General features: G+C 72.5%; 18 protein-coding genes. 7 read left to right on the forward strand and 11 right to left on the reverse strand.

Translation table 11 applies throughout. From position 1 onward, the window contains the following. Positions 1–24: 24 nt before the first annotated feature. The 4 genes from GGG17_RS15560 to moeB all read right to left on the reverse strand — a co-directional run bounded on the left by GGG17_RS15560 (position 25) and on the right by moeB (position 8,192). Positions 25–3,372 carry an ATP-dependent helicase gene (locus tag GGG17_RS15560; RefSeq protein ID WP_289033826.1) on the reverse strand — a complete coding sequence of 1,116 codons (3,348 nt, stop codon included), beginning with the start codon at positions 3,370–3,372 and terminating at the stop codon, positions 25–27. After that, on the reverse strand, positions 3,369–6,545 hold the full coding sequence (locus tag GGG17_RS15565) for an ATP-dependent helicase (protein WP_154594613.1): 3,177 nt from the start codon (positions 6,543–6,545) through the stop codon (positions 3,369–3,371). Before GGG17_RS15565 ends, GGG17_RS15560 begins: the two co-directional genes overlap by 4 nt. 71 nt (positions 6,546–6,616) lie before the next feature. Further along, positions 6,617–7,003 carry an MGMT family protein gene (locus GGG17_RS15570; RefSeq protein WP_288798022.1) on the reverse strand — a complete coding sequence of 129 codons (387 nt, stop codon included), beginning with the start codon at positions 7,001–7,003 and terminating at the stop codon, positions 6,617–6,619. A gap of 4 nt (positions 7,004–7,007) precedes the next feature. Continuing rightward, positions 7,008–8,192, reverse strand: a complete 1,185-nt coding sequence (moeB, locus tag GGG17_RS15575) for a molybdopterin-synthase adenylyltransferase MoeB (protein ID WP_154594614.1) — start codon at positions 8,190–8,192, stop codon at positions 7,008–7,010. Positions 8,193–8,300: 108 nt separating this feature from the next. On the opposite strand from moeB, the gene GGG17_RS15580 reads away from it, so the two are divergent. The 3 genes from GGG17_RS15580 (at position 8,301) to GGG17_RS15590 (ending at position 9,758) form a co-directional block, all read left to right on the forward strand. Continuing rightward, complete coding sequence (locus GGG17_RS15580; protein WP_154594615.1) at positions 8,301–8,963, forward strand: TetR/AcrR family transcriptional regulator; 663 nt, start codon at positions 8,301–8,303, stop codon at positions 8,961–8,963. Between the two features lie 88 nt (positions 8,964–9,051). Next, complete coding sequence (locus tag GGG17_RS15585; RefSeq protein ID WP_288798023.1) at positions 9,052–9,276, forward strand: DUF3107 domain-containing protein; 225 nt, start codon at positions 9,052–9,054, stop codon at positions 9,274–9,276. 209 nt (positions 9,277–9,485) lie between these two features. Further along, entirely contained in the window at positions 9,486–9,758 is a 273-nt protein-coding gene (locus GGG17_RS15590; protein ID WP_154594616.1) for a GlsB/YeaQ/YmgE family stress response membrane protein, read from the forward strand. A 43-nt stretch (positions 9,759–9,801) separates the two neighbouring features. Here the strand turns inward: GGG17_RS15590 and GGG17_RS15595 are convergent, their stop codons facing one another. After that, a complete protein-coding gene (locus GGG17_RS15595) occupies positions 9,802–10,461 on the reverse strand; it encodes a ferritin-like fold-containing protein (protein ID WP_154594617.1) in 660 nt (219 codons plus the stop codon). Between the two features lie 213 nt (positions 10,462–10,674). Here GGG17_RS15595 and GGG17_RS15600 point away from each other — a divergent pair, with 213 nt between their 5' ends. Further along, a complete protein-coding gene (locus tag GGG17_RS15600; RefSeq protein ID WP_154594618.1) occupies positions 10,675–12,270 on the forward strand; it encodes a DEAD/DEAH box helicase in 1,596 nt (531 codons plus the stop codon). Positions 12,271–12,470: 200 nt separating this feature from the next. After that, positions 12,471–14,357: a BCCT family transporter gene (locus GGG17_RS15605; RefSeq protein WP_154594619.1), complete on the forward strand. Its 1,887-nt coding sequence runs from the start codon at positions 12,471–12,473 to the stop codon at positions 14,355–14,357. A gap of 130 nt (positions 14,358–14,487) precedes the next feature. Here the strand turns inward: GGG17_RS15605 and GGG17_RS15610 are convergent, their stop codons facing one another. The 4 genes from GGG17_RS15610 to GGG17_RS15625 all read right to left on the reverse strand — a co-directional run bounded on the left by GGG17_RS15610 (position 14,488) and on the right by GGG17_RS15625 (position 19,021). Then, positions 14,488–15,369, reverse strand: a complete 882-nt coding sequence (locus GGG17_RS15610; protein ID WP_230083086.1) for a RecB family exonuclease — start codon at positions 15,367–15,369, stop codon at positions 14,488–14,490. Between the two features lie 97 nt (positions 15,370–15,466). Beyond that, positions 15,467–16,315: a PHP domain-containing protein gene (locus tag GGG17_RS15615; protein ID WP_154594620.1), complete on the reverse strand. Its 849-nt coding sequence runs from the start codon at positions 16,313–16,315 to the stop codon at positions 15,467–15,469. Positions 16,316–16,350: 35 nt separating this feature from the next. Further along, positions 16,351–17,406 carry a MaoC family dehydratase gene (locus GGG17_RS15620; RefSeq protein WP_154594621.1) on the reverse strand — a complete coding sequence of 352 codons (1,056 nt, stop codon included), beginning with the start codon at positions 17,404–17,406 and terminating at the stop codon, positions 16,351–16,353. 58 nt (positions 17,407–17,464) lie between these two features. Further along, a complete protein-coding gene (locus GGG17_RS15625; protein WP_154594622.1) occupies positions 17,465–19,021 on the reverse strand; it encodes a threonine/serine exporter family protein in 1,557 nt (518 codons plus the stop codon). Positions 19,022–19,090: 69 nt separating this feature from the next. On the opposite strand from GGG17_RS15625, the gene GGG17_RS15630 reads away from it, so the two are divergent. Then, positions 19,091–20,590, forward strand: coding sequence for an aminopeptidase P family protein (locus tag GGG17_RS15630; protein ID WP_154594623.1), 1,500 nt, complete (start codon positions 19,091–19,093; stop codon positions 20,588–20,590). A 15-nt stretch (positions 20,591–20,605) separates the two neighbouring features. On the opposite strand, the gene GGG17_RS15635 is transcribed toward GGG17_RS15630, so the two are convergent. Both GGG17_RS15635 and GGG17_RS15640 read right to left on the reverse strand, forming a co-directional pair. After that, positions 20,606–21,253 carry a YflT domain-containing protein gene (locus tag GGG17_RS15635; RefSeq protein WP_230083087.1) on the reverse strand — a complete coding sequence of 216 codons (648 nt, stop codon included), beginning with the start codon at positions 21,251–21,253 and terminating at the stop codon, positions 20,606–20,608. A gap of 67 nt (positions 21,254–21,320) precedes the next feature. Further along, complete coding sequence (locus GGG17_RS15640) at positions 21,321–22,517, reverse strand: acyl-CoA dehydrogenase family protein (protein ID WP_154594624.1); 1,197 nt, start codon at positions 22,515–22,517, stop codon at positions 21,321–21,323. Between the two features lie 401 nt (positions 22,518–22,918). On the opposite strand from GGG17_RS15640, the gene GGG17_RS15645 reads away from it, so the two are divergent. Further along, entirely contained in the window at positions 22,919–23,638 is a 720-nt protein-coding gene (locus GGG17_RS15645) for a serine protein kinase RIO (RefSeq protein WP_289033832.1), read from the forward strand. Positions 23,639–23,814: the final 176 nt, after the last annotated feature.

Consider the following 23,814-nt stretch of genomic DNA (forward strand, 5'->3'; position numbering starts at 1 on the left):
GGGAGCCACCGACGCGATGGACCCTCACCCTCCGGTGAGCCCCGCCACGATCGTCTCCAGGGCCACCTCGTCCGGGAGGTCCGGTCGCACGGTCTCGCCGGTAGCCGCGTAGTAGAACGCGCCGTCGACCAAGGCCGGGTCGACCTGCCGGAGCCGGGCATAGGCCAGCCGGTAGACGGCCAGCTGGAGTCGGCGCACCTCGGCCCGCCGACCGGTCGGCGGGGCGCCTGTCTTCCAGTCGACCACGGTGAAACCACCGTCCTGACGGGGGAACACGGCGTCGATGCGACCACGCAGGCTGATGCCCGCGACGGTGGACTCGACGGGCAGCTCGATGTCGACCGGCGAGAGCGCTGACCACTCGCTCTCGAGGAAATGCGCCTTCATCGTGTCGAGATCCTCCGCGTCGCAGGCTGTCTCGTCCGCGCTGCCCGGCAGCTCGGACAGGTCGATGATGGCCGCCTGGGCGTAGTGCTGCTCGACCCAGGTGTGGAAGGCGGTGCCACGTCTGGCTGCCGTGGCGGGTGCTGCTGGCATGGGTCTGCGCAGCCCGCCGGCGAACTCGTCGCGATCGTCGGCGAGCGCGACGAGCGAGGACGTGGACAGGTGCGGCGGCAGCGCGACCAGCACCTCTGAGCGTTGCTGCGACGCCTCGCGCTCGGCGAGGAGGACGGCGACCTCCCGGTCCAGGTCGCTCCACTCGTCGAACGGCTCGTCGACCCCCGGGCGAGCCGGCGGCTGCGCGGCAGGCGTCGTGGTCATGCCGGACTCGGCGGACGAGGCTGACGAGGCGTGGCCACGCGCGGCCCGGACCGCCTCCGCAGCCCGGGCGAGGGCAGGATCCGGGGCGCCCCGCGCCGGCCACGGCAGGCTGAGCTGCTCCGCGAGCCGCGGGTTGCCGAGGTCCTCATCCCGTGAGTCCGGCATCTCCGCCCAGGTGCTGACGTGGGCGACACCCGCCTCACGCATCTCGTCGAGCAGGCGGGACGTGATGCGTGGGGTCCGCTGGGTGGCCCAGACGGGAGCGGTCAGCAGCAGCTCGTGACGTGCCCGGGTGACGGCGACGTAGGCCAGTCGACGTTCTTCGACCACGGCATGCTCCCCGCACGCCAGCGCGAAGCTCTCGATCCGCGCCGCCAGCTCCTGCCGGTCCGGGCAGGTCGCCCAGTCGAGGTGCGGCAGCCCGCCCCGGTCGCCGCGCAGGCCGAAGGGGAGACTGTCGAGGCCGCTCAACCATGCCTTGTCCTTGGGCGGTGGCACGCGCCACCCACCGTCCTCGCGCCCGGCCACACGGGCGTCGTGGGCGGGAAAGGTGCCTTCCTCCAACCCGGGGACGACGACCAGGTCCCACTCGAGCCCCTTGGAGGCATGAACCGTCAGCAGCTGGACCGCCCCCGGCACGGGAGGGACCTGACCGGCGGCGAGTCCCCTCTCACGGTCCTCGGCGACCTCCAGCCACGACAGCAGGCCCCCGAGGTTCGGGCGTTCGGAGGAGGCCGCGTAGGCGGTCACGACGTCGGCGAAGGCCTCGAGGTGCACCCGGGCGTCCGCGACCGGGCGGCCCGGCTGGGCCATCAGCTCGAGGTCCAGCCCGAGCACGCGCTCGGCCTCCCCGACCACCTCGGGCACCGTGGCGCCGAGCAGCTCGCGCACCCGGCGCACCCGGCGACCCAGGTCGACCAGCCGTGCTCGCCCGGTGTCCCCCAGCCCGCGCCCGTGGGGGTCCTGCCAGCCCGGTGGCGGGAGGCGGTCCACGGCCTCGACGAGGCCGACCTGGTCGGGCTGGCCCGACTCGCCGCCAGGCCCGAGCGAGCGGGCCCACGCGTGCAGGCCCGCCAGGTCGGCGGGGCCGAGACGGACGAGCGGTCCCGTGAGGAGGCGCATGAGGTGGTCGCCTCGGGACGGGTCGTCCACCACGTGCAGGAAGGACACGAGATCGACGACCTCGGGCATGCTCAGGAGTCCTCCAAGTCCCACGACCTCGACCGGCAGTCCGGCGGCGGCGAGGGTCTCGGCGAGGAGGGTGAACTGGCTCCGCTTGCGGCACAGCACGGCCGCCGTCGGGCGGGGCTCTGGCGGGGAGGCCGCCGCGATCGCGGACCCGGGTCCGGTCCAGGGCCCCAGACGCTCACCAAGCCAGGAGGCGATGTGCGCCGCCTCGGCCTCCAGGGTGTCGAGCCGGGCTGCCTCGACCTGCCCCCGCCCGGCCGCGGGACGTGGCGTAAGGACCGCGACGTCCACCGGGCACGCGGCGCTGAGAGGTGCGGCGACCACGTTGGCGACGGCGAGGATGGCAGCGTCGTTGCGCCAGGAGGTGGACAGCGGCAAGGTGCGGGCAGGCCCGTCCGGCCCCGGGAAGTGCCCGGGGAAGGACGTGAGGGTGGTGGAGCTCGCTCCGCGCCAGCCGTAGATCGACTGGTGCGGGTCGCCGACGGCCATGACCGGGACGGCGTCGTCCGCCTCGGCGTAGAGCCGCCGGAGGAGGACCAGCTGCGCCTCGCTGGTGTCCTGGAACTCGTCGAGCAGGACGGCGCGGTAGCGCCGGCGCTCCGCTCGTCCGACGTCGGGGAAGGCGCCGGCGATGCGGGCAGCCAGGGACATCTGGTCGGCGAAGTCCAGGCTCTCGCTGGCCCGCTTGGCGCGCTGGTAGTCAAGGATCAGCGGAACGAGGGCCTGCCGCTGCCGCAGGACCCCGAGCGCGTCCAGCACCGGCTTGAGCGAGGCCTTGCGTCCCTCGCCGTCGGGCAGGCGGTCCCAGTCCGACAGCAGCCGGCCGAGGTGGTCGGCGAGCGCGTCGGGGGTGCACAGGTGCTCGGCGAGCTCCCCGGACAGGGACAGGACCGCGTCGACGACCGTGGACACGGCCGGCACGGTGCGACCGGCCGCGATGCTCACGGCGTCCAAGGGACCGGGGTAGGCCTCGACGACCTCCTGCGCGAGCTGCCAGCAGGACGCCTCGGACAGCAGGCGCGCCCCGGGCTCGTAGCCGAGCCGCAGCCCGTGCTCGGACACGAGCCGGCCGGCGTAGGCGTGGTAGGTGGACACCGCAGGCGTGAGGTCGAGCCCGTCGTCGCCCGTGACCTCACGCCACAGGCCGACGGACTCGAGCTGGCGGAGTCGACGTCCGATGCGCTCCGCCAGCTCGCCGGCGGCCTTGCGCGTGAACGTGAGCCCGAGCACCTCCTGGGGCTGGACCAGGCCGTTGGCCACCATCCACACGACGCGGGCAGACATCGTCTCGGTCTTGCCCGAGCCGGCCCCTGCCACGACCAGCAGGGACTCTGCGGGAGCCTCGATGACGGCCTGCTGCTCCGGCGTGGGGGGCGCCTGCCCCAGGGCCTGGGCGATGTCGAGAGCGCCGATCCGCGTCACAGGGTCCTCCCCTCGGGCTGCGCCGGGCAAGACCGACGGACGGGGCAGTAGGAGCAGTGGTCGCCCGGTGTGGCAGGGAAGCTGGCGCCCGCCATGCCCTCGGCCGTCGACTCCACGAGGTCACGAGCCCACCCCGGGTCGGCGGCGTCGACGACCGGCGCCTGCGGCTGGACCCGGGGGGCACGCCGGTCCCCGCCCAGCTGCAGGAGCGCCGCGCCTGCCGACCCGGTGCCCGCGGGGAAGGCGCCGGCCTCGACAGCGGCCTGGTAGGCCGCCAGCTGCGCGTGCTCGGCCAGCTCGGCCTGGGTAGGGGCGCTGCGGCCGGTCTTGATGTCGACCACCCGCAGCCGACCGTCCGGGGCACGCTCCAGGCGGTCCACCCGGCCGGTGAGCAGGGCACGGCCGATCTCGACCCGGGCCTCCTGCTCGACGGCGACGAGCTCCCACCCCTCGTCCCGGATGGTGCGGGCATAGTCCGCGAGCTTGTCGACCATGCGACCCGCCCGGTCGTGGTCGTGCCGGCTCCGCCAGCTGTCGGCGAGACCGAGCTCCGGCCATCGGCGGTCCAGCTCGCGCCGCAGGGTCGAGGCGTCGGTCAGATCCAGGGCAGGGTCCGCGGCGACCTCGTGCACGAGGGTGCCCAGGTCGGCAGCCCCCCGGTCGGCCCCCTCGCCACCGTGGGTGCGAAGGATCCACATCAATCGGCAGCGACCGAAGCTCTCGATGCGGGACGGCGACACCGGGACCGGCAGGTCGTCGGGGTAGAGGGGCCGGGCGTCCGTCTCCTGCCGCAGTGCCCACCAGCCGTCGGGATCGGCGCCCGGGACCCCGGCCTCTGCCAGCGTCGCCAACCGAGCGGCCGCCTGCTGCCGCGTCGACGGGTCGTCGGACAGCGCACGACGCCGCAGCTCGGCCACCACGCCGCTGAGGGTCATCGGTCGCGGGACCTCGTGGACGACACGGGCATCGCCCGACGGAGGGTCGACGACGTCGAGGTAGGAGGACGGCTGCTCGTCCTCGGAGGACACGGCGGTGACCACGAGCCGTCGACGGGCCCTGCTCACGGCGGTCAGCAGCAGGCGTGCCTCGTCGGAACGGACCGCGGCCAGCGCCTCGCGGGGGCCGTGGCCTCGTCCGGCCAGCAGGTCGACGAGGTGCTCGGAGCCCAGCAGCGACCCGCGCAGGCGCAGGTCCGGCCAGACCCCCTCCTGAACCCCGGCGACGACCACGAGGTCCCACTCCCCGCCGGCCGCGCCCTGAGGGGTCAGGACCTGGACGACGTCGGTCAGGGGCGCCTGGGGGACGAGCGAGTCGGCCGCGACCTCCTGGCCCTGGACCTGCTCGAGGAAGGCCTGGGGCCCTGCTCCGGGGAGGCGTTCGGCGAACGCACCGGCCGCTCCGAACAGCGCCACCACGGCGTCGAGGTGCCGGTCGAAGCGCACGGACATCGGGCCACCGGACAGGGCCGCCGCACGCCAGGTGTCGGCGACACCGAGGGCGGACCACAGCGCCCAGAGCAGGTCCTCGGCGGTGACCTGCGGCGCCCACCGTGCGCCGTCGGCGGGTCGGGCCGCGTCGGCGGCCGCTGCGATCGCACGCCCGAGGCGCCGGATCGGCTGGGTGTCCACGGACGAGAGTGTCTCGTCGTCGAGGTCTGCCTGGTCCAGCAGGGCGACCACGAGGAGCTGGTCCGGGGATCGGTGACCGCCCGCGGCCTGCTCGCGCCGCCGGAGGGCGCGGCGCAGTCGGCGCACGGCGACCGGGTCGCTCCCTCCGAGCGGCGACAGCAGCAGTTCGACGGCGACGTCGGGCTCGAGTGGGCGCTCCTGGCCCCGCGCGACGCGGATCGCCACCTCGAGCAGGCCGAGCAGGGCCCGGGCCGCCGGCTCCTCCCGCACCGGCAGGTCGGTCATCGCGGTGGGGACCGGCACACCGGCTGCTGCCAGCGCCCGCCTGAGGGCGGCCAGCCTGGACCGACCGCGGCACACCACGGCCATCTGGGCCCACGGCACCCCGTCGACGAGGTGGGCCCGCCGCAGCAGACCGGCCACGTGCGCGGCCTCCTGGGCGGCGCTGCGGAGCAGGACCGTCTCGACGGCACCCTCGCCGGGCGGCGTCGAGCCGGTCCCGGCCGGGTCGTGACGGTGCGTCGTGACCCCCACGGAGCCCACCTGACGCGCAACCCGCGCGGTGACGGCAGCGAGGGCACCACCCTGTCGATGCGAGGGCCCGAGGACGTGGGTCTCACCCAGGCTGAGCAGGTCGTCGCCTCCGAACCATCGCTCCCAGTCCGAGGCGAAGACCCGGGGGTCCGCCCCACGGAAGGACTGGACGGCCGTGTCCGGGTCTCCCACGAGGACGAGGGGCGTCGACGGCGCCCGCACGACCGACAGCAGCCGCGCCGCGGACCAGGTCAGCTCCTGGGCGTCGTCGACGACGACCAGCCCGATGCGGCCCCGCACGCGGTCCAGCGCCTCCGGCGACTCCTCCAGCCGGTCGGCGGCCGCCGACAGCACCCAGGCCGGGTCATAGGCCCCGGGGCGCGAGAAGGCCGTGACCTGGTCGTACTCCTCGAGGACCGCCGCGGCGGCCCGCCACTCGGGCCGGCCGTGCCGCTCGCCCAGCGCGACCAGGTCGTCGGGGACGAGGCCGCGCTCCACGGCCCGCATCAGCAGGTCGCGCAGCTCGGCGCGAAAGCCCCTGGTGCCCAGGGCCTCTCGCACGGAATCCGGCCACTCGGGGCCGCGCCCGAGACCGAGGGCGTGGCCGTCGAGCAGCTCCTTGAGGATGGCGTCCTGCTCGGCGCCGGACAGCAGGCGCGGCGCCGGGTCCCCCACCAGCGCGGCCTCGGAGCGCAGCAGACCGAAGCCCAGCGACTGGTGCGTGCGCGCGAGCGGGGTCGTGGTGGTGCCGCCCAAGCGCCCGGTGATCCGGTCCCTCAGCCCTGCTGCGGCCACGCGGGAGGAGGTGAGCAGCAGGGCTCGGTCCGCCTCGACCAGCCCCCGACGGACGCGATCGACGACCAGCTCGACCGCCAGGGTGGACTTGCCCGAGCCCGGACCTCCGACCACCTGCACCAGCGGGGAGGTGGACGCGAGCACGGCTCGTTGCTGCTCGTCGAGGACGGGTGACCCGACGAGGGCGGGAGTCGGCGTGCGCCGGAGCTGGACCATGCACAGATCACACCAGAGACCACCGACACACCCCTGCGCGACAGCCCGGCGGCGCCTGGTGGAGCGGAGGGTCACCCCGTCGTCGCCGCCGGGGGCGGGCACGAGCTCCCGTCACCGGGGACCCACGCGCCGTCGGCACCCCACCGCGCACGGGCGAGGTCGATGCGCGTCCCGGTCGTGAGCCCCCCGACGAGCGGCATCGACTCCGCCCGCCAGTGCTCCCGGGCCCTCGCCGTGAGCTGCTCGGGCAGCGACCCGTCGGCGCGGACGACGCGCCACCAGGGGGAGCTCCCGGCATACCGGCTCATCACCGACCCGACATGGCGTGGGCCACCACGGCCGAGGAGCCGCGCGACGTCGCCGTAGGCGAGGGCGCGCGCGGGTGGGATCTGCTCGACGACCTCGAGGACGTCCTCGGCGAAGTCCCCGATCGTGCCGGCGCCGGCCCCCTCCACCACGACGTCAGTAGGTCGGGAGGGAAGGGTCCACCTCACGCACCCAGGCGAGCACGCCTCCCTCGAGGTGCCGGGCGTTGGTGTGGCCCCCGGCGATCAGCGCCTGCAGGGCAGTCGCCGACCGGCCCCCGACCTTGCAGTGGATGACGACCTCCTCGCCCTCCTCGAAGCGCGACGCGGCCCTCCCGGAGACGAACTCCTCGAGCGGGACGGGCTCGGCTCCGGGGATGGAGACGATGGACCGCTCGTCCTCGCCCCGCACGTCCACCAGGCGGAAGCTCTCGGGACGGTCGCGCAGCATCTGGGCGAGCTCGGGGGCGGTCACGGTCGGGAGCATGGCGTGCACGTCGTCCTCCTGCTGGGTGGGCAGTCCGCAGAACTGCTCGTAGTCGATGAGCTCGGTGATGGTCGGGTGGTCGCCGCAGAGGGGGCACTCCGGGTTGCGCTCGACGTGCAGCTCGTCCCAGCGCTGGGACAGGGCGTCGTGCAGCAGCAGCCGGCCGAGGACCGGCTCCCCCATCCCCACGATCAGCTTGACGGCCTCGGTCGCCTGGACCGACGCGACGGCCGCGCACAGGACCCCGAGCACGCCACCCTCGGCGCACGACGGCACGGATCCGGGCGGCGGCGGCGTCGGGAAGACGCAGCGGTAGCAGGGCCCCTCCCCCGCCCACCAGACGCTCACCTGGCCCTGGAACCGGAAGATGGAGCCCCAGACGTGGGGTATGCCGACCAGCGCGCACGCGTCGTCGACGAGGTAGCGGGTGGCGAAGTTGTCGGCGCCGTCCACGACGAGGTCGTAACCCCGGAGGAGCTCGAGGGCGTTGCTCGAGTCCAGCCGCAGCTCGTGCTCGACGACGCGCACGTACGGGTTGACCTCACGGACGGTCTCGGCGGCCGACCTGACCTTGGGACGGCCGATGTCGGACTGGCGGTGGATGATCTGGCGCTGGAGGTTGGACTCCTCCACCACGTCGGCGTCGACCACGCCTAGCGTCCCCACGCCAGCGGCGGCGAGGTAGAGCAGCGCGGGCGACCCCAGCCCCCCGGCGCCCACCACCAGGACGCGGGCGTTGGCGAGGCGACGCTGACCCTCCCGACCCACCCCGGGCAGGAGCAGGTGCCGGGAGTAGCGTTCCACCTGCGAGGTGGACAGCTCGGGCCCTACGTCGACGAGCGGTGGTCGTGCCATGCCGCGACGATACCGTGCCCGGGGTGCGAGGCGGCAGGCGCGAGGCCGTCCGAGTAACATGGCCGGACCCGCGGCCAGGTGCCTCGGGCCTCGGCTGAAAGGACCCCGATGACCGCCGCACCTGACCACGTCTCCGCCGACGCCGCCCGTCCGGGGCGCCTGCCACGGTCGGAGCGCCGGGCGCAGCTGCTGGAGGCCGCCCAGGACATCTTCGTCGAGGCGGGCTACCACTCCGCCGCGATGGACGCGATCGCCGAGCGCGCGGGGGTCTCCAAGCCTGTTCTCTACCAGCACTTCCCCAGCAAGAAGGACCTGTACCTGGCGTTGTTGGACCAGCACTGCACCGCCATCGTCGACCTCGTCCGCGAGGCGCTGGGGTCGACGGACAACAACCGGGCCCGCGTCACCGCGACGATCGCGGCCTACTTCGAGTTCTTCGACCGCGACGGCGCCCCCTTCCGCCTCGTCTTCCAGTCCGACCTGACGGGCGAGCCGGCGGTGCGCGAGCGCCTGGACCGCGTGGAGACGGAGTGTGCCGAGGCCATCGCCGACGTGATCAGCGACGACGCCGCCCTGCCTCGCGAGCACGCCCTCATCCTGGGGATGGCGCTGGCGGGCGCCGCCCAGAACTCCGCGCGCCACTGGGTCACCAGCAGCGCCGAGACCGGTGTCGCCCGGACCGAGGCCAGCCGGCTGGTGGACACGCTGTCCTGGCGCGGCATCGGTGGCTTCCCCAAGGCGGATAGGGCCAGCGAGGCCGCCCCGGCCTGACCGGGAACACCACAGCCCTCCTGGCGGTTGCTCACCGACGAGAGCCCCCGGCGAACCCGCCGGCCCGACCACGACGAAAGGACCCCCCGTGGAGGTCAAGATCGGCGTCCAGCACGTCGCCCGCGAGATCACCTTCGAGTCCGCCCAGTCCCCCGAGCAGGTGTCCGAGGCCGTGGCCTCGGCGGTCCGCGAGGGTTCGCTGCTGACGCTTCAGGACGATCACGGACGCACGGTCGTCGTCCCCGGGGACCGGCTCGGCTACGTCGAGATCGGCGAGTCCACCAAGTCCCGGGTGGGCTTCGGTTCCCTCTGACCGGGGGTCTGCGCCGCAGCACATCGGGGGTTCGGCACACGCCCCGCCCCAGGTCTCTTGCGGTTGTCATCGTTTCGTGATGGTGGAGTGATCGAAGAATCGCGCGACGGCGATCCCGACATGACACCGTGTCAACAGCCCCCCGAGACCGCGGGGTAGCTCACGAGGCGAGGCACCCCTCGCGTCACGCAACTACCAAGGAGAGTCACATGTTGGGCACCATCATCACCGCCATCATCATCGGCGCCATCATCGGCGGCCTCGCCCGTCTGGTCATGCCGGGCAACCAGAACATCTCGGTCCTGATGACGATCGTCCTGGGCATCCTCGGCTCGGCCATCGGCTCCTGGCTGGTCTCCCAGTTCGGCTACCGCAACTCGTCCGGCGGCATCGCCTGGATCGCCGTCCTGGCCGGCGTCGTCGTGGCGGCCATCCTCATCTCGATCTACCTCAGCATGACCGGTCGCAAGGGCCGCGTCTGACCTGCGCCCACACCGTATGCCGGAGGGCGGCATACGTGCGTGGTCAAGCGGTCAGGCCGAGCCGGGACATGCGCTCGGTGTGGGCCTCGGCGAGCCGGGTGAACATCCGCGACAGTTCGACGAGGTCGTCGCCCGGGACGAGCAGGGCGACCAGCTCCGGGTGCACCGCGGCAAGCTGCTGGGCCTGGGACATCGCCTCGCCCATGAGCCGACGCCCCCACAGGGACAAGCGGCCGGCCGCGGCCGGATCGGCGTCCAGGACCTTGCGGAGCTCCTGCTGCACGAACTCCGCCTTGCCCTCCGACTGGAGCACCCGGTGCATGAGCGGCCGCTCCGCCTCGCCCACGAAGTCGCTCGCCTCGCGGTAGAGGTCCATCGCCAGCCCGTCGCCCACATAGGCGTTGACCAGTCGCTCTGCCCAGGACCCGGGAGCGGTGCGACGGTGGAAGGCGTCGATGGCGTCCACGAACGGGGCCATGGCCTCCTGCGGGTCGGCGCCCAGCTCGCGGAGCCGCTGCTCAAGGGCCTCGTAGTGCCGGAACTCGCGAGCTGCCAGCCGTCCCAGCCCGGCCCGGGCGGCCGTCGTCGGGGCCAGCTCGCTGTCCCCGGCCAGCCGGGCGAAGCCCGTGAGCTCGCCGTACGCCAGGGCTGCCAGGAGCTCGACCACGCCGTTGTGGGGTGCGGTGGACGCTGTGGGGGTCATGTGCACCCAGAGTAGTCGGCCCGCCGGTAGACTGGGGCGGACCAAGGTGCCCGGTCGGCACGAATCCAGGAGGACCACGTGGTCCCCTCCGCAGCGCTCAGGCTGCCCGAAGACCTCCGATCGGCTCCGCTCACCACGTGAGCCTCGTCGCAGGTCGCCGGCCGCCCCGCGGCTGTAGCCCCGGCGGCTCACCCTGCCCGACAGGACACCAGCATGACTGATCCCGACCTCGACACCTCCGTCGACGAGCAGACTCGCGCCGAGGCCGCGCAGGTCGCCCCCGAGCTGACCTTCGCCGACTTCGACGTCCACCCGGACATCGTGGCCTCGCTGGCCGCGCTCGGCATCGAGCACCCCTTCCCCATCCAAGCCATGACCCTTCCGGTCGCCCTGGGCGGCCACGACATCATCGGCCAGGCCAAGACCGGCACGGGCAAGACCCTGGGGTTCGGCATCCCGATGCTCGACCGGGTCGTCTCCCCGTCCGACGAGGGTTTCGCCGACCTGCGTCACGCCGGCAAGCCGCAGGCCCTGGCTGTCGCGCCCACCCGTGAGCTCGCCGTGCAGGTCGCCGGCGACCTCGAGCGAGCAGGGCGTCGGCGCGGCGTGCGCATCGCGACCATCTACGGCGGGCGCGCCTTCGAGCCCCAGGTCGAGCAGCTGCAGCGCGGCGTCGAGATCGTGGTGGGCACTCCCGGACGCCTGCTCGACCTCGCCAAGCAGGGGCACCTTGACCTCTCGCATGCCTCGATCGTCGTCCTGGACGAGGCCGACGAGATGCTCGACCTGGGCTTCCTGCCCGACGTCGAGCGGATCCTGGCGCTCACCGCCCCCAGCCGGCAGATGATGCTCTTCTCCGCCACGATGCCCGGTGCCGTCGTCGCGCTGGCCCGCCGCTACATGAGCCAGCCCACGCACATCCGCGCGATGGGCGACGAGACCGAGAACAAGCACACCGTCAAGGCCATCGAGCAGTTCGTCTACCGCGCCCACGCCCTCGACAAGGTCGAGATGCTCGCCCGCATGATGCAGGCCAGGGACCGCGGCCTGACCATCATCTTCAGCCGCACCAAGCGCACGGCGGCCAAGGTGGCCGACGAGCTCACCGACCGCGGCTTCGCGGCCGGTGCGATCCACGGCGACCTCGGCCAGGGTGCGCGGGAGCAGGCGCTGCGCGCGTTCCGCAACGGCAAGATCGACATCCTCGTAGCCACCGACGTCGCCGCCCGCGGCATCGACGTCGAGAACGTCACGCACGTCGTCAACTACCAGTGCCCCGAGGACGAGAAGACCTACGTCCACCGGATCGGCCGCACCGGCCGCGCAGGCCACACCGGCATCGCCGTGACCTTCGTCGACTGGGACGACGCGCCCCGCTGGGGCCTGATCAACAAGGCCCTCGACCTCGGGATCCCCGAGGCCGTGGAGACCTACTCCTCCTCCCCGCACCTGTACACCGACCTCGACATCCCGGAGGGCACCAAGGGGCGGCTCCCCCGGGCCGCCCGCACGCGGGAGGGCCTGGACGCCGAGCGTCTCGAGGACCTCGGCGAGACCGGCCAGCGTGCCGGCAAGGGGCGTCAGGGTGGCGGGGGTGGCCGCCGAGCCCGTGACGGCGGCAGCGGGGGACGCGACGGTGGCCGCGGCGACCGGGATGGCTCCCACGGCACCACCGAACGTGATCGCCGGTCCCCGGATGGCGGTGACGGTGGCCCGGCCCGCCCGCGTCGCAACCGCAGCCGCCGCCGCACCCGCGGTGGGCGCCCGATCGACGGCCAGGCTCCCACGCAGGGCGGTCAGGACTCCTGACGCAGGCGCCGCACGGCACCCTAGGTCTGCTGACTGCGCAGGTCACGGGCCCCTCGACGACATCGTCGAGGGGCCCGTGACCGTGTTGTCCGATTTGCCAGGCGGCGGTCAGACCCGACACAGTGGTTGCTTCCTGGGGACGACCAACGACGGGCCGGGATCCTCGGGGGGTCTGCTGGCCTCCTGAGGAGGAACCACCCATGTCCGATCAACCACCACGCACGGTGACGACTAACCCGACCGACGGAACCAGCGCGAAGCCCGACAGCACGGGGAGTCCGGCGCCCCAGGCGCCCGCGTCGGACGGCGCACCTGCTCCCGGTCACGACCACGAGCTCCTGACCGGCCTCACCAATCCCCTGCCGGAGTCCCAGCCGCGTCGGCCCGGGGTCGACCGGATCACCTTCGGTACCACCGCCGCCATCGCGCTCGGGTTCGTCGTGTGGGGCTTCGTCGGAACGTCATCGCTCTCGACCGCCTCCTCCTCGGCCCTGGACTGGGTGATGACCAACGCCGGCTGGAGCTTCGTGCTCATGGCCTCGATGTTCGTCGTGTTCGTCCTGTGGCTGGCGGCCAGCAAGTACGGCGAGATCCCGCTCGGCTCCGACCGCGAGGAGCCGGAGTTCTCCACCCGCTCCTGGATCGCCATGATGTTCAGCGCGGGCATGGGCATCGGTCTGATGTTCTACGGCACCGCCGAGCCCCTCAGCCACTACATCGCGCCGCCGCCGCGCTCGGGCGTGACCGGTCAGCAGCCGGAGGCGGTGCAGATCGCCATGGCGACCACGCTGTTCCACTGGTCCCTGCACCCCTGGGCCATCTACGCCGTCGTCGGCGTCGCCATCGCCTACTCGACCTTCCGCAAGGGGCGCAGCCAGCTCATCTCGTCGGTCTTTGCCCCGCTGCTCGGCCGTCACCGTGCCACGGGCCCGATCGGCCGCGTGATCGACATCCTGGCGATCTTTGCCACGCTCTTCGGCTCCGCCGCGTCGCTGGGCCTCGGGGCGCTGCAGATCGGCGCCGGTCTGGAGCTCAACGGCTGGGCCGCCGGCGTCACCGCTCCGCTGCTGGTCGGGATCATCGCCGTCCTGACCGTCTGCTTCATCGCCTCCGCGGTCAGCGGCATCGCCCGTGGCGTGGAGATGCTCTCAAACGTCAACATGGTCCTCGCGCTGCTGCTCGCCGTCTTCGTCTTCCTCGTCGGCCCCACCCTGTTCATCCTCGACCTCCCGCCCAACGCCCTGGGGTCCTACGCCGACCAGCTGGCCCGCATGGCGGCTCGGTCCGACGCCAGCGGCCTCGAGCCGATGAAGGCGTGGCTGTCCAGCTGGACGGTCTTCTACTGGGCGTGGTGGATCTCGTGGACGCCGTTCGTCGGGATGTTCATCGCCCGCATCTCACGCGGCCGTACCATCCGGCAGTTCGTGACCGGCGTGCTGCTCGTCCCGAGCCTCGTCTCCCTCGTGTGGTTCGCGATCTTCGGCGGCGCCGCCATCGACGCCCAGCGCACCCACCAGGACATGGCCAGCTCGGTGGACGGCGTGCTGACCGTCGACACCAACGCCTCGCTCTTCCAGCTGCTCAACCACTATCCCTTCGCGGGCGTCACGACGGTGCTCGTGATGATCCTGGTCGCCATCTTCTTCGTCTCGGGCGCCGACGCCGCATCCATCGTGATGGGTACCCTCTCGGAGTACGGCACCATCGAGCCGACGCGCAAGACCGTGGTCTTCTGGGGCGCGGCCACCGGGGCCGTGGCGGCGGTCATGCTGCTCGCGGGCAGCATCGCCGGTGACATGAAGGAAGCCCTCAACGGGCTGCAGAGCATGACGATCGTGTCGGCTCTCCCCTTCGGGATCGTGATGGCGGCGCTGTGCGTGGCCCTGGTCAAGGACCTGCGGACCGACCCGGTCGTGCGTCGCGCCGACCTGGCCACGCGCCTGGTCAACGAGGCCGTCGTCAAGGGCATCACCGACAACGGCCATGACGACCTCGAGATCGTCGTGCGACCGGTGGGCGAGCCCGACCCGGAGCCCACGCGCACCCGCGTCTGGGACCGGCTGATCAAGACCTACACCCGCAGCTGACCCAGGTCTGCCCCCGGCGACCGAATGCGCCGGGGACGGGAGCCACCGAGGGGTCGCGCATGTCCTGTCGCACGACGTGCCGGATGACGTCGTGACCCCTCGGCGGCCCGCACGACCCCACTCGAGTCGGTCACGCCGGGTCGTCCGGCTCCAGGGCCGCCCACGGTGAGCGTTCGGGCACCTGGCTGCCCTCTGCGCAGTGCGCGCGGTAGTCGCACCACCCGCACAACGCCGACACGCGCGGAGGGAACTGGTCGGACTCGGGGCCGCGCCCCTGGAAGTCGGCGTCCGCGCGACGCAGGTCGAGCGCGATGGACTCCACCTCGGCGACCTTGCGGTCCAGGGACTCGGGCGTGTGCCGGTGCCGCGCCACGGTGCCCGTGGGCACGTGGTGCAGCTCGACGTCCACGCAGGGCCGCTGGAACATGCGGGCGACCGCCACGGCATACATCGCCATGGGCAGGGAGGTCCGCAGCTCCTCCACCGTGGAGGGCCGTCGTGAGGTCTTGTAGTCGACGACCACGAGCGCCCTGCCCCCGTCCGAAGTCGGCCGATCGTCGAGCCGGTCGATCCTCCCGGTCAGGGCCACGGTCCGCGTGCGGACCGAGACGGTGCGCTCGATCCCGGTCGGACGGTTGCCGGGCGCGATCCCTCGCAGGTAGTCCGTGACCTCCTGCTGAGCCGTCCGCAGCCAGCGGCGGGACATGGCGGAGTCCCGGAAGCCCACGTCGACCCAGCTCTCCGCGACCAGGGCGTGCGCCCGGTCCACCGACCACTCGGCGACGGGGACGTCCCACCAGTCGCGCAGGGCGTTGTGCACGGCGATGCCGAGGCTGGTGTGGGCGCGCTGCGGGGCGGCCTGGGGCTTGGGGCGGTCGAGGTACTGCAGTCGGTAGCGCCGCGGGCAGTCGAGGTAGGCGAGCAGGCGGGACGGGCTGGCTGAGTACAGGCGCTGCGGCATGCCGGCGAAGGTGCCCTGGCCGGCCGGCTGGTCCGTGGACTGCTGCGTCATGCCTGCGACCCTAGGCACGTCGCCCGGAGCGAGCCACGCACCGCGCCGCCCTGTGGACGAGCGGGCTCGGGACGCGACGCGCTGTGGACGGCGGGGGTCAGGGACGCAGCACGGGCACGCCGCTCGCCCGGTCCTCGATCTGCTCCAGCACCCCGGGCGCCGTCGTGTGCTCGCCGATGCGGTTGAGCTTGCCGTCGCCGTGGTAGTCGCTGGACCCGGTCTGGAGCAGCCGCAGGGACCTGGCCATCGCGGCTCCGTGGGCGCGTTGGCGCGGGTCGTGATCGCGGTGGTCGATCTCCAGGCCGGCGAGACCCGCCTCGGCCATCGCCTCGATCACGGCGTCGTCGACCACGCGCCCACGCTTGGCGGCGAACGGGTGCGCCATCACCGGCACGCCCCCGGCCGCGATCACGAGCCGCACCGCCTCGACGGGGTCGGGTGCGTAGTGGGAGACGTAGTAGGGCGACCCGTCGTGCAGGTAGTCGCGGAAGACCGCGTTGCGGTCGGGCAGGGCACCGAGCGACACCAGGGCGTCCGCGATGTGCGGCCGCCCGATCGTGGCGCCCTCCCGCGCCTGCGCCAGGACGGTGTCGTAGGTCAGGTCGGGGAAGGGCTCCTGCAGCCGCTCGACGATGCGCCGCGCGCGGCTCTCGCGCGACTGCCGGGCGTGCTCGATCTCGGCGCGCAGCCCCGCGTCGGCGGGGTCGTGCAGGTAGGCCAGCAGGTGGATGCCGATGCCCCGGTGGGCGCACGACATCTCCATCCCGCGCACGAGCGCCACGCCGGTCTCCTCGACGACGCTCGCCGCCTCGTCCCAGCCGCTCGTCGTGTCGTGGTCGGTGAGCGCGACGACGTCCAGCCCGGCGTCGCGTCCCGCCCGCAGCACGTCCCCGGGCGGTTGCGTGCCGTCGCTCGCCAGCGAGTGCGTGTGCAGGTCGATGCGCATCCCGCCAATCTAGGGCCTGCGCGCGTCCGGACGGGTCAGCGGCGGGGCATCAGGACGGTGTAGTCCAGGTCGAGCACGACGTGCGGCAGATATCTGCCGTCCTCGCCGCGTAGCGGGAAGTCCGCGCAGGGGTGGTCCTTGGCCGCGACGGTGCGGATCCGCAAGGCACCGACGTCGTGCCGGCCGGGCAGCTCGAGCCGCTCCAGCACCTCCGACCACGCATAGATCGTGTCCCCGGCGAAGGTCGGGTTGGCGTGGTTGCCACCGTTCACGGCCGCCACGGACAGGGCGTTGCCCAGGCCGTTGAAGGACAGCGCCCGTGCGAGGGAGATGACGTGGCCCCCGTAGATCAGACGACGACCGGTCCTGGTGGTCGCCTGTGCGTGCTGGTCGAAGTGGACCTTGGCGGTGTTCTGGTAGAGCCGGGTGGCCAGCATGTGGTCCGACTCCTCGATGGTCATGCCGTCGGCGTGGTCGATCCGCTCGCCGACCTCGTAGTCGTCCCAGAGGTAGGGGCTGCCCGCGAGCGCCGTGTCGTAGCCCCCGACGACGCGCCACGGCACGACCAGGTCCTCGGCCGGCACCGCGCCCGGCAGCTCGGGGATGGTCGCCTCGCCGAGCTCGTCGGCCGCGACGCGAGAGCGTCGGTTGACCATCACCCAGCGCACGTAGTCCACGACCGCGACGTCGTGCTGGTTGCGCCCGATCGTCCGCACGTAGACGTTGCCGGTGGCCCCGCTGGAGTTGGGCTTCAGCCCGATCACCGTGGACGTGGCGGTCAGGGTGTCGCCGACGTGGACCGGAGCCCCGAACCGGCCCCCGGCATACCCGAGGTTGGCCACGGCGTTGAGCGAGACGTCCGGCACCGACTTGCCGAAGACCACGTGGAAGGCGAGCAGTCCGTCGACCGGCATCCGCTCCATCCCGAGTCCCCGGGCGAAGGTCTGCGCGGACGTCAGCGCGAACCGCGCGCCGTACAACGCGGTGTACAAGGAGACGTCACCCTCGGTGATGGTCCGGGGGGTCGCGTGGACGATCTCCTGCCCCAGCGCGAAGTCCTCGAAGTAGTTGCCGGCCATGGTCTTGGACATGGCGACCATGCTGCCGCAGCCCGTCTGCGGTCGGCACCCGGGCGCGGCGTGCCCTTGCTCACTCCGGCCGTATGCCGTCCCCCGGCACGACGGGGATGGTGCCCGTGGTCGCCGCCTCGAGCCGCTGGGTGGCACCCTCGGCCTCGGGGCTGCCGGCCGCCGCCGACTTCTCCGCCCGTGAGCCGTCGCCGCGCGGCGAGGCGTGGCGCAGGTTGCCCCGCCCCTGACGGGCGAGGTAGGTGCCGAGCGAGGCCCCGGCGGCCAGCGCGAGGCCGACGCCCGCGGCGTTGAGCAGCGTCATCGTCCCCTCGCCGGCGGAGGTGCGCGAGCCCGCATGCACCATGATCTCCAGGAGTCCGCGATAGACCATCGAGCCAGGCATCAGCGGCACCAGCGCGGCGGTGGTGAGGGCGAGCGACGGGACCGTCAGGCGGCGGCCGAGGTGCACGGAGACCAGGGTTGCCACGAAGGCGCCGACGGCGCTGGACGAGATGCTGCCGAGGCCGAGGAGGGTGCCGCCGAGGTAGCCGACCCACCCCAGCACACCCATCCCGGCGCACAGCACCACGGTCCTTGGGCCGGCATAGGTGGAGATGGCGAAGAACGCGGAGATCAGCAGCGAGCCGCCCAGCTGCTGGCCGAGGCTCCCGAGGGGCGGGGCGGCGCCGCTGAGGACCACGGGGACCCCCACCCGCTGGGCGAGCTGGAGGGTCATCAGGATGCCCACGACGATCCCGAGGGTGAGGATGACGACCTCGAAGGACCGGGCGCCGGCGGTGACGTAGTAGCCGTCGATGGCGTCCTGCGCAGCACCGACGACGGACAGCCCGGAGAGCATCATGACGATGCCTCCCGCGACGATCAGCTCCGGGCGCACCCCCTCGAGCCACGTGATGCCCTGGTAGGCGCCGGCCATCAGGGCGGTCGCGGCGACGGTCGGCACGGCGGCCGCGCACGCCTGCATGAAGAACGGCGGCACCTGCTTGCGCGCCAGCCAGCAGATGAGCAGGTCGATCGCCGCGGAGGCGAGGAACGCGACCACGGTGATCAGGAGGGACGCGTCGAGCAGCACGCACACGGCCCCGGCCACGCCGGCGTTGCCGAAGGTCACGACCCACCGGCGGTAAGGGTGGGGGGCCCGCACGATGGCGGCGAAGAGCTCGAACGCCTCGTCGACGTCCTGGTCCTCCTCGATGCGTTGGACAAGCGCCTGCAGGCGCTGCAGGCGGGTGTAGTCGATGCTGCGGGCCCGCACGACGCGTAGCGTCGTCAGCGGCTCGCGGTCGTGCCCGCGGTAGTAGGACACCGAGATGGAGGTGTAGGTGACGTCCACGTGGACGGCCTTGAGGCCGAAGGCCTTGGTGATGCGCAGGGCGTCGAGCGTGACGTCGTTGGCCGAGGCCCCGTGCGACAGCATCATCTCCGCGACGCGCATCGCGAGGTCCAGCGCCTTGCGGCTCAGGGTCGGGTCCACCTCGTCGGGGTGCAGCTGGAGGACGCTCGTGCCGTCGCTCGGCCGAAAGACGCGGACGGCCTGCTGGGCCGTGCGTCGCAGCCCCCGGGGCGCGGACGGGCGCCGCGGCAGGGGCGACGACGGGTAGGACGGCTCGGTCACGCTCCGTACTGTCCCCGGCGCTGCACCCGCGGCGCAAGCCGCCTCCCCGTGCGTGGCACGATGGTCGCCATGACGAGCGAAGAGCAGCCGAAGGCCGAGCACCGGAGCCGCCCCACCAGCGCCGAGTTCCGCGACTTCGTGGCGACGGGGTGGTCGCCACGAGCGAGCGAGCCGACGCCCCGCTCCGAGGTCGCCGACGTGACGGCGCCCCGCCGCGAGGCGGTGTCGGCGGAGTTCACCGGCGAGCGGCTCGTCATACCGGCCGGTGGTCTCAAGGTTCGCAGCAACGACTGCGACTACGTCTTCCGCCCGCACACGGCCTTCGCCTGGCTGAGCGGGCTCGGCGCCGACCGCGAGCCCGACGCCGTCCTCGTGCTGGACCCGCTCGCCGAGGGCGGCCACGAGACCACCCTGTTCTTCCGGCCGTTGGCCCCGCGCGACAGCGAGGAGTTCTTTGCCGACAGCCGGTATGGCGAGTTCTGGGTGGGCGCCAGGCCCACCATCGCCGACGTGGAGTCCGAGCTCGGCGTGCGGGCCCGCCACATCGACGAGCTCAAGGACGTCCTCGCCAAGGACGCCGGCCAGGTGCAGCTGCGGGTCGTCCGCGACGCCGACGCCGCCGTCACGGCGCTGGTCGACGAGGTGCGTCAGGAGGCGGGCGTCACCGAGTCCCAGACCGAGGCGGACGAGGCGCTGTCCCGCTCGCTGTCCACCCGACGCATGGTCAAGGACGACTGGGAGGTCGGCGAGCTGCGCAAGGCCGTGGCCGCCACGCACCACGGCTTCGAGGGGGTCATCGCCGACCTGCCGGAGGCGGTCCGTCGCGGTCGGGGCGAGCGCTGGGTCGAGGGCGTCTTCGGCCTGTACGCCCGGCACGAGGGCAACGGCGTCGGCTACGACTCGATCTGCGCGTCCGGCGACCACGCCAACACGCTGCACTGGATCAAGAACACCGGGGACATCCGCGACGGCGACCTGATCCTGGTGGACGCGGGCGTGGAGGTCGACTCGCTGTTCACCGCGGACGTGACCCGCACGCTGCCCGTCAGCGGCCGGTTCAGCGAGCCGCAGCGGCGGGTCTACGAGGCGGTGCTCGCCGCGCAGGAGGCGGGCCTCGCCGCCGTGAAGCCGGGCAACAGGTTCAAGGACGTGCATGCCGCCGCCATCCGGGTCATCGCCGAGCACCTGCACGGGTGGGGCCTGCTGCCGGACGGCGTCACGGTCGAGCAGACCCTCGACGCCGAGCACGGGCAGTACCACCGCCGCTGGATGGTGCACGGCACCTCTCACCACCTCGGCATGGACGTCCACGACTGCCAGCTCGCCCTGCGCGAGGACTACATGGACGCCGAGCTGGTGCCGGGGATGGTGCTGACCGTCGAGCCGGGGTTGTACTTCAAGGCGGACGACGAGCTCGTCCCGGACGACCTGCGGGGCATCGGCGTGCGCATCGAGGACGACGTGCTCGTGACGCGAGACGGCCACGAGAACCTCTCGGGCGACATGCCGCGGACGGTCGAGGACGTGGAGCGCTGGATGGCCCACGTCCAGGAGCGCGGCCGCCCCTGAGCGTCGGCGGCGGGGTCAGCGGCGCTGGTCGTCCTGGCCCGCGCGGGTGGCGCCCCCGTCCACGCCCTGGTGGGTCCGGGGCAGGTCGTCGGGCTGCTGCCCGGCCGACGGCGGGGGCGGCCCGTCCTGCTGGTGCGCGGGGTGGTGCGCGGGCCCCCCCTGCGCGCCGAGCAGGCCGGCGCTACGGAGCATCTCGCGGGCCTGAGCCTGGACCTGGTGCTCGACGAGCACCTCGTACTTGGTGGCCACGACCTGCGAGATCGAGGTGAAGTCGCGCTTGCCGCGGGTGAACGCGTAGCCGAGCAGCGCCCAGACGAGGCCGAACAGCGCGCCGAACAGGACGGTCGTGATCACCGTGCGCATCCCCTGGCCGTCGAAGATCGAGAAGATCAGCCCGACGAACAGACCCATCCACATGCCCGAGGCGAGGCCGCCCAGGGCGACCTTCTGCTGGGTGAGGCGCCCGGTCACGCGCTCGACCTGACGCAGGTCGGTGCCCACGATCATGACGTTCTGCACCGGGAAGGCGTTGTCGGCCAGGTGGTCGACGGCCTCCTGCGCCTGGGTGTACCGGTCGAAGACGGCCACGGACGCCGGCCACTCGAGGGTGAGGCGCTCCGCCATGGACGCGGCGCCGGGGGTGTTGATCGGGCTCGGGGACATGGTCGCCATTATGCCGTCCGGCCCCGGACCCACGCTGGACGTCCACGGCCGCCGGACCGGACGGTACTCACCGTCTGGCGTAGTCCTTGAGCAGACGACGGCCGATGATCATCTTCTGGATCTCCGCGGTGCCCTCGCCGATGAGCAGCATCGGCGCCTCGCGGTAGAGGCGCTCGATCTCGTACTCCTTGGAGTAGCCGTACCCGCCGTGGATGCGGAAGGACTGCTCGACCACGTCGGCGCAGTACTCGGCGGCAAGGTACTTGGCCATGCCGGCCTCCAGGTCGTTGCGCTCGCCCTTGTCCTTGAGGCGGGCGGCCTTGACCATCATCTGGTGCGCCGCCTCGCACTTCGTGGCCATGTCGGCGAGGCGGAAGAGGATCGCCTGGTGGTCGATGATCTTCTTGCCGAAGGTCTCGCGCTGCTGGGCGTAGTCGATGCCGAGCTCGAAGGCTCGCTGGGCGACCCCGCACGCCCGGGCAGCGACGTTGACGCGCCCGACCTCGACGCCGTCCATCATCTGGTAGAAGCCCTGGCCGGGCTCGCCGCCGAGGATCTGCGCGGTCGTGGTCTGGTAGCCGTCGAGGACGAGCTCGGTCGTGTCGACGCCCTTGTAGCCCATCTTGTCGATCTTGCCGGGGACGGTGACGCCGGGCGCGACCTCCCCGAAGCCGGGTTCCTTCTCGACCAGGAAGGTCGTCATGTTCTTGTAGACCGAGTCGGCGCCGGTGTCGGTCTTGACGAGCACCGCGACGAGGGTGGAGGAGCCGCCGTTGGTCAGCCACATCTTCTGCGCGTTGATGGTCCACGCGTCGCCCTCACCGGGGACGGCCTTGGACTTGATGGCGGAGACGTCGGAGCCGCAGCCCGGCTCACTCATCGAGAAGGCCCCGCGGATCTCGCCGGTCGCCATCTTGGGCAGGTACTTCTGCTTCTGCTCCTCCGTGCCGTGCTGCAGCAGCATGTAGGCCACGATGAAGTGGGTGTTGATGATGCCGCTGACGCTCATCCAGCCGCGCGCGATCTCCTCGACCGTCAGCGCGTAGGTCAGCAGCGACTCCCCCAGCCCGCCGTACTCCTCCGGGATCATCAGGCCGAAGATCCCCATCTCCTTCATGCCCTCGACGATCTGCGTCGGGTACTCGTCCTGGTGCTCCAGCTCCGTCGCGACGGGGATGATCTGCTCGTCGACGAACTCCCGCACCAGCGCGAGCAGCTCGCCCTGCTCCTCGGTCAGTCCGTCGGTGGTCTGGATGCGTCCCATGGGGATCTCCCGGATTCGGTGGTGGGTGGCCTCGGTCTACCAGGGAGTATGACGAAAGGCCGTGGCCGCCGACAGGCCGGGCCGCCGTGAGCCTCACCACGCGACCCCACCCGCCGGGTGCGCGGGAGGGAAAAGGGGTTGCCGGCGCGGTGCGGTGTCGCGGACAGTGGGTGGGCCTGCCGCCATACGGCCAGGCACCGGACGATCTCCAGGAGGTGGCGACATGACGGTCCTCGTGCGCCAGCACCGCCCCGACATCCCCTCCCACCTGGAGATCTCTCATGAACTTCCCTGCCCAGCAGGATCTTTCGTCTGACTCATCGCCTGATGGCCCGCCCGAGGGTGACCGCTGGTCCACCTGGGACGGTGCGCAGCACGGCCCCGAGCCCCACCCCGGCTGGGTGGTGACCGCCCTCGGCGCCGTCGACCAGGACCTCGGCGTCCTCAAGACCGGCAAGGAGGCCGACGTCCACCTCGTGCGTCGGTGGGTCCCCGGCGACGACGGCTCCGAGGTCGTCCTCGCAGCCAAGCGCTACCGCTCCAACCAGCACCGCCTGTTCCACCGCGACAGCGGCTACCTCGAGGGCCGCCGGGTCCGCAAGAGCCGCGAGATGCGCGCCATGGCGCACCGCACGACCTTCGGCAAGGAGGTCATCTCGGGTCTGTGGGCCGCGGCCGAGTTCGACGCCCTCGGCCGGCTCTGGGAGCTCGGCCTGCCGGTCCCCTATCCCGTCCAGATCACCGGGGACGAGATGCTCATGGAGTTCATCGGTATGACGGAGGGCCCGACGCCGGTGGCCGCGCCCCGACTGGCCCAGACCCGGCCGGCCCCGGCGCTCCTCGACGAGCTGTGGCACCAGCTGCGGCGCGCCCTGCTCGTCCTCGCGCGGGAGGGGTGGACGCACGGCGACCTGTCGCCCTACAACGTCCTGCTCCACGAGGACCGGCTCGTGCTGATCGACTGGCCCCAGATCGTGGACGTCATCGGCAACCCGCACGGCTTCGAGATCCTCGAGCGGGACGCCACCAACATGTGCGACTGGTTCGTGCGACGCGGGCTCGAGGTCGACGCCGGTGAGCTGGTGGGCGAGCTCGTCGCCGAGGCAACCGCGCGCTACTGACGCCGGCTGCGCTCTTGACCCGGCTGACCCAGCTGACCCCTGCTGCCCGCAGACAGGCCAGGAGGCCGCCGGCACCCCCATGCCGACGGCCTCCTCGGACCGGTCCGAAGGGTGTTGGATCGACCGGTCGTGCGTGCCGGTTCGAGCCCCCGCAAGACCCGGCACATCTCGTACGA

Origin of the sequence: Arsenicicoccus cauae (assembly GCF_009707125.1) — a bacterium.
Classification (GTDB): Bacteria; Actinomycetota; Actinomycetes; order Actinomycetales; family Dermatophilaceae; genus Arsenicicoccus; species Arsenicicoccus cauae.

Bases quoted from the DNA above. Each gene is read 5' to 3' on its own strand.
- GGG17_RS15605 (WP_154594619.1), top strand. From the start codon at position 12,471: ATGTCCGATCAACCACCACGCACGGTGACGACTAACCCGACCGACGGA.
- GGG17_RS15595 (WP_154594617.1), bottom strand. From the start codon at position 10,461: ATGACCCCCACAGCGTCCACCGCACCCCACAACGGCGTGGTCGAGCTC.
- GGG17_RS15640 (WP_154594624.1), bottom strand. From the start codon at position 22,517: ATGGGACGCATCCAGACCACCGACGGACTGACCGAGGAGCAGGGCGAG.
- GGG17_RS15580 (WP_154594615.1), top strand. From the start codon at position 8,301: ATGACCGCCGCACCTGACCACGTCTCCGCCGACGCCGCCCGTCCGGGG.
- GGG17_RS15610 (WP_230083086.1), bottom strand. From the start codon at position 15,369: ATGACGCAGCAGTCCACGGACCAGCCGGCCGGCCAGGGCACCTTCGCC.
- GGG17_RS15615 (WP_154594620.1), bottom strand. From the start codon at position 16,315: ATGCGCATCGACCTGCACACGCACTCGCTGGCGAGCGACGGCACGCAA.
- GGG17_RS15630 (WP_154594623.1), top strand. From the start codon at position 19,091: ATGACGAGCGAAGAGCAGCCGAAGGCCGAGCACCGGAGCCGCCCCACC.
- GGG17_RS15565 (WP_154594613.1), bottom strand. From the start codon at position 6,545: ATGGTCCAGCTCCGGCGCACGCCGACTCCCGCCCTCGTCGGGTCACCC.
- GGG17_RS15635 (WP_230083087.1), bottom strand. From the start codon at position 21,253: ATGTCCCCGAGCCCGATCAACACCCCCGGCGCCGCGTCCATGGCGGAG.
- GGG17_RS15600 (WP_154594618.1), top strand. From the start codon at position 10,675: ATGACTGATCCCGACCTCGACACCTCCGTCGACGAGCAGACTCGCGCC.
- GGG17_RS15620 (WP_154594621.1), bottom strand. From the start codon at position 17,406: ATGTCCAAGACCATGGCCGGCAACTACTTCGAGGACTTCGCGCTGGGG.
- moeB (WP_154594614.1), bottom strand. From the start codon at position 8,192: ATGGCACGACCACCGCTCGTCGACGTAGGGCCCGAGCTGTCCACCTCG.
- GGG17_RS15590 (WP_154594616.1), top strand. From the start codon at position 9,486: ATGTTGGGCACCATCATCACCGCCATCATCATCGGCGCCATCATCGGC.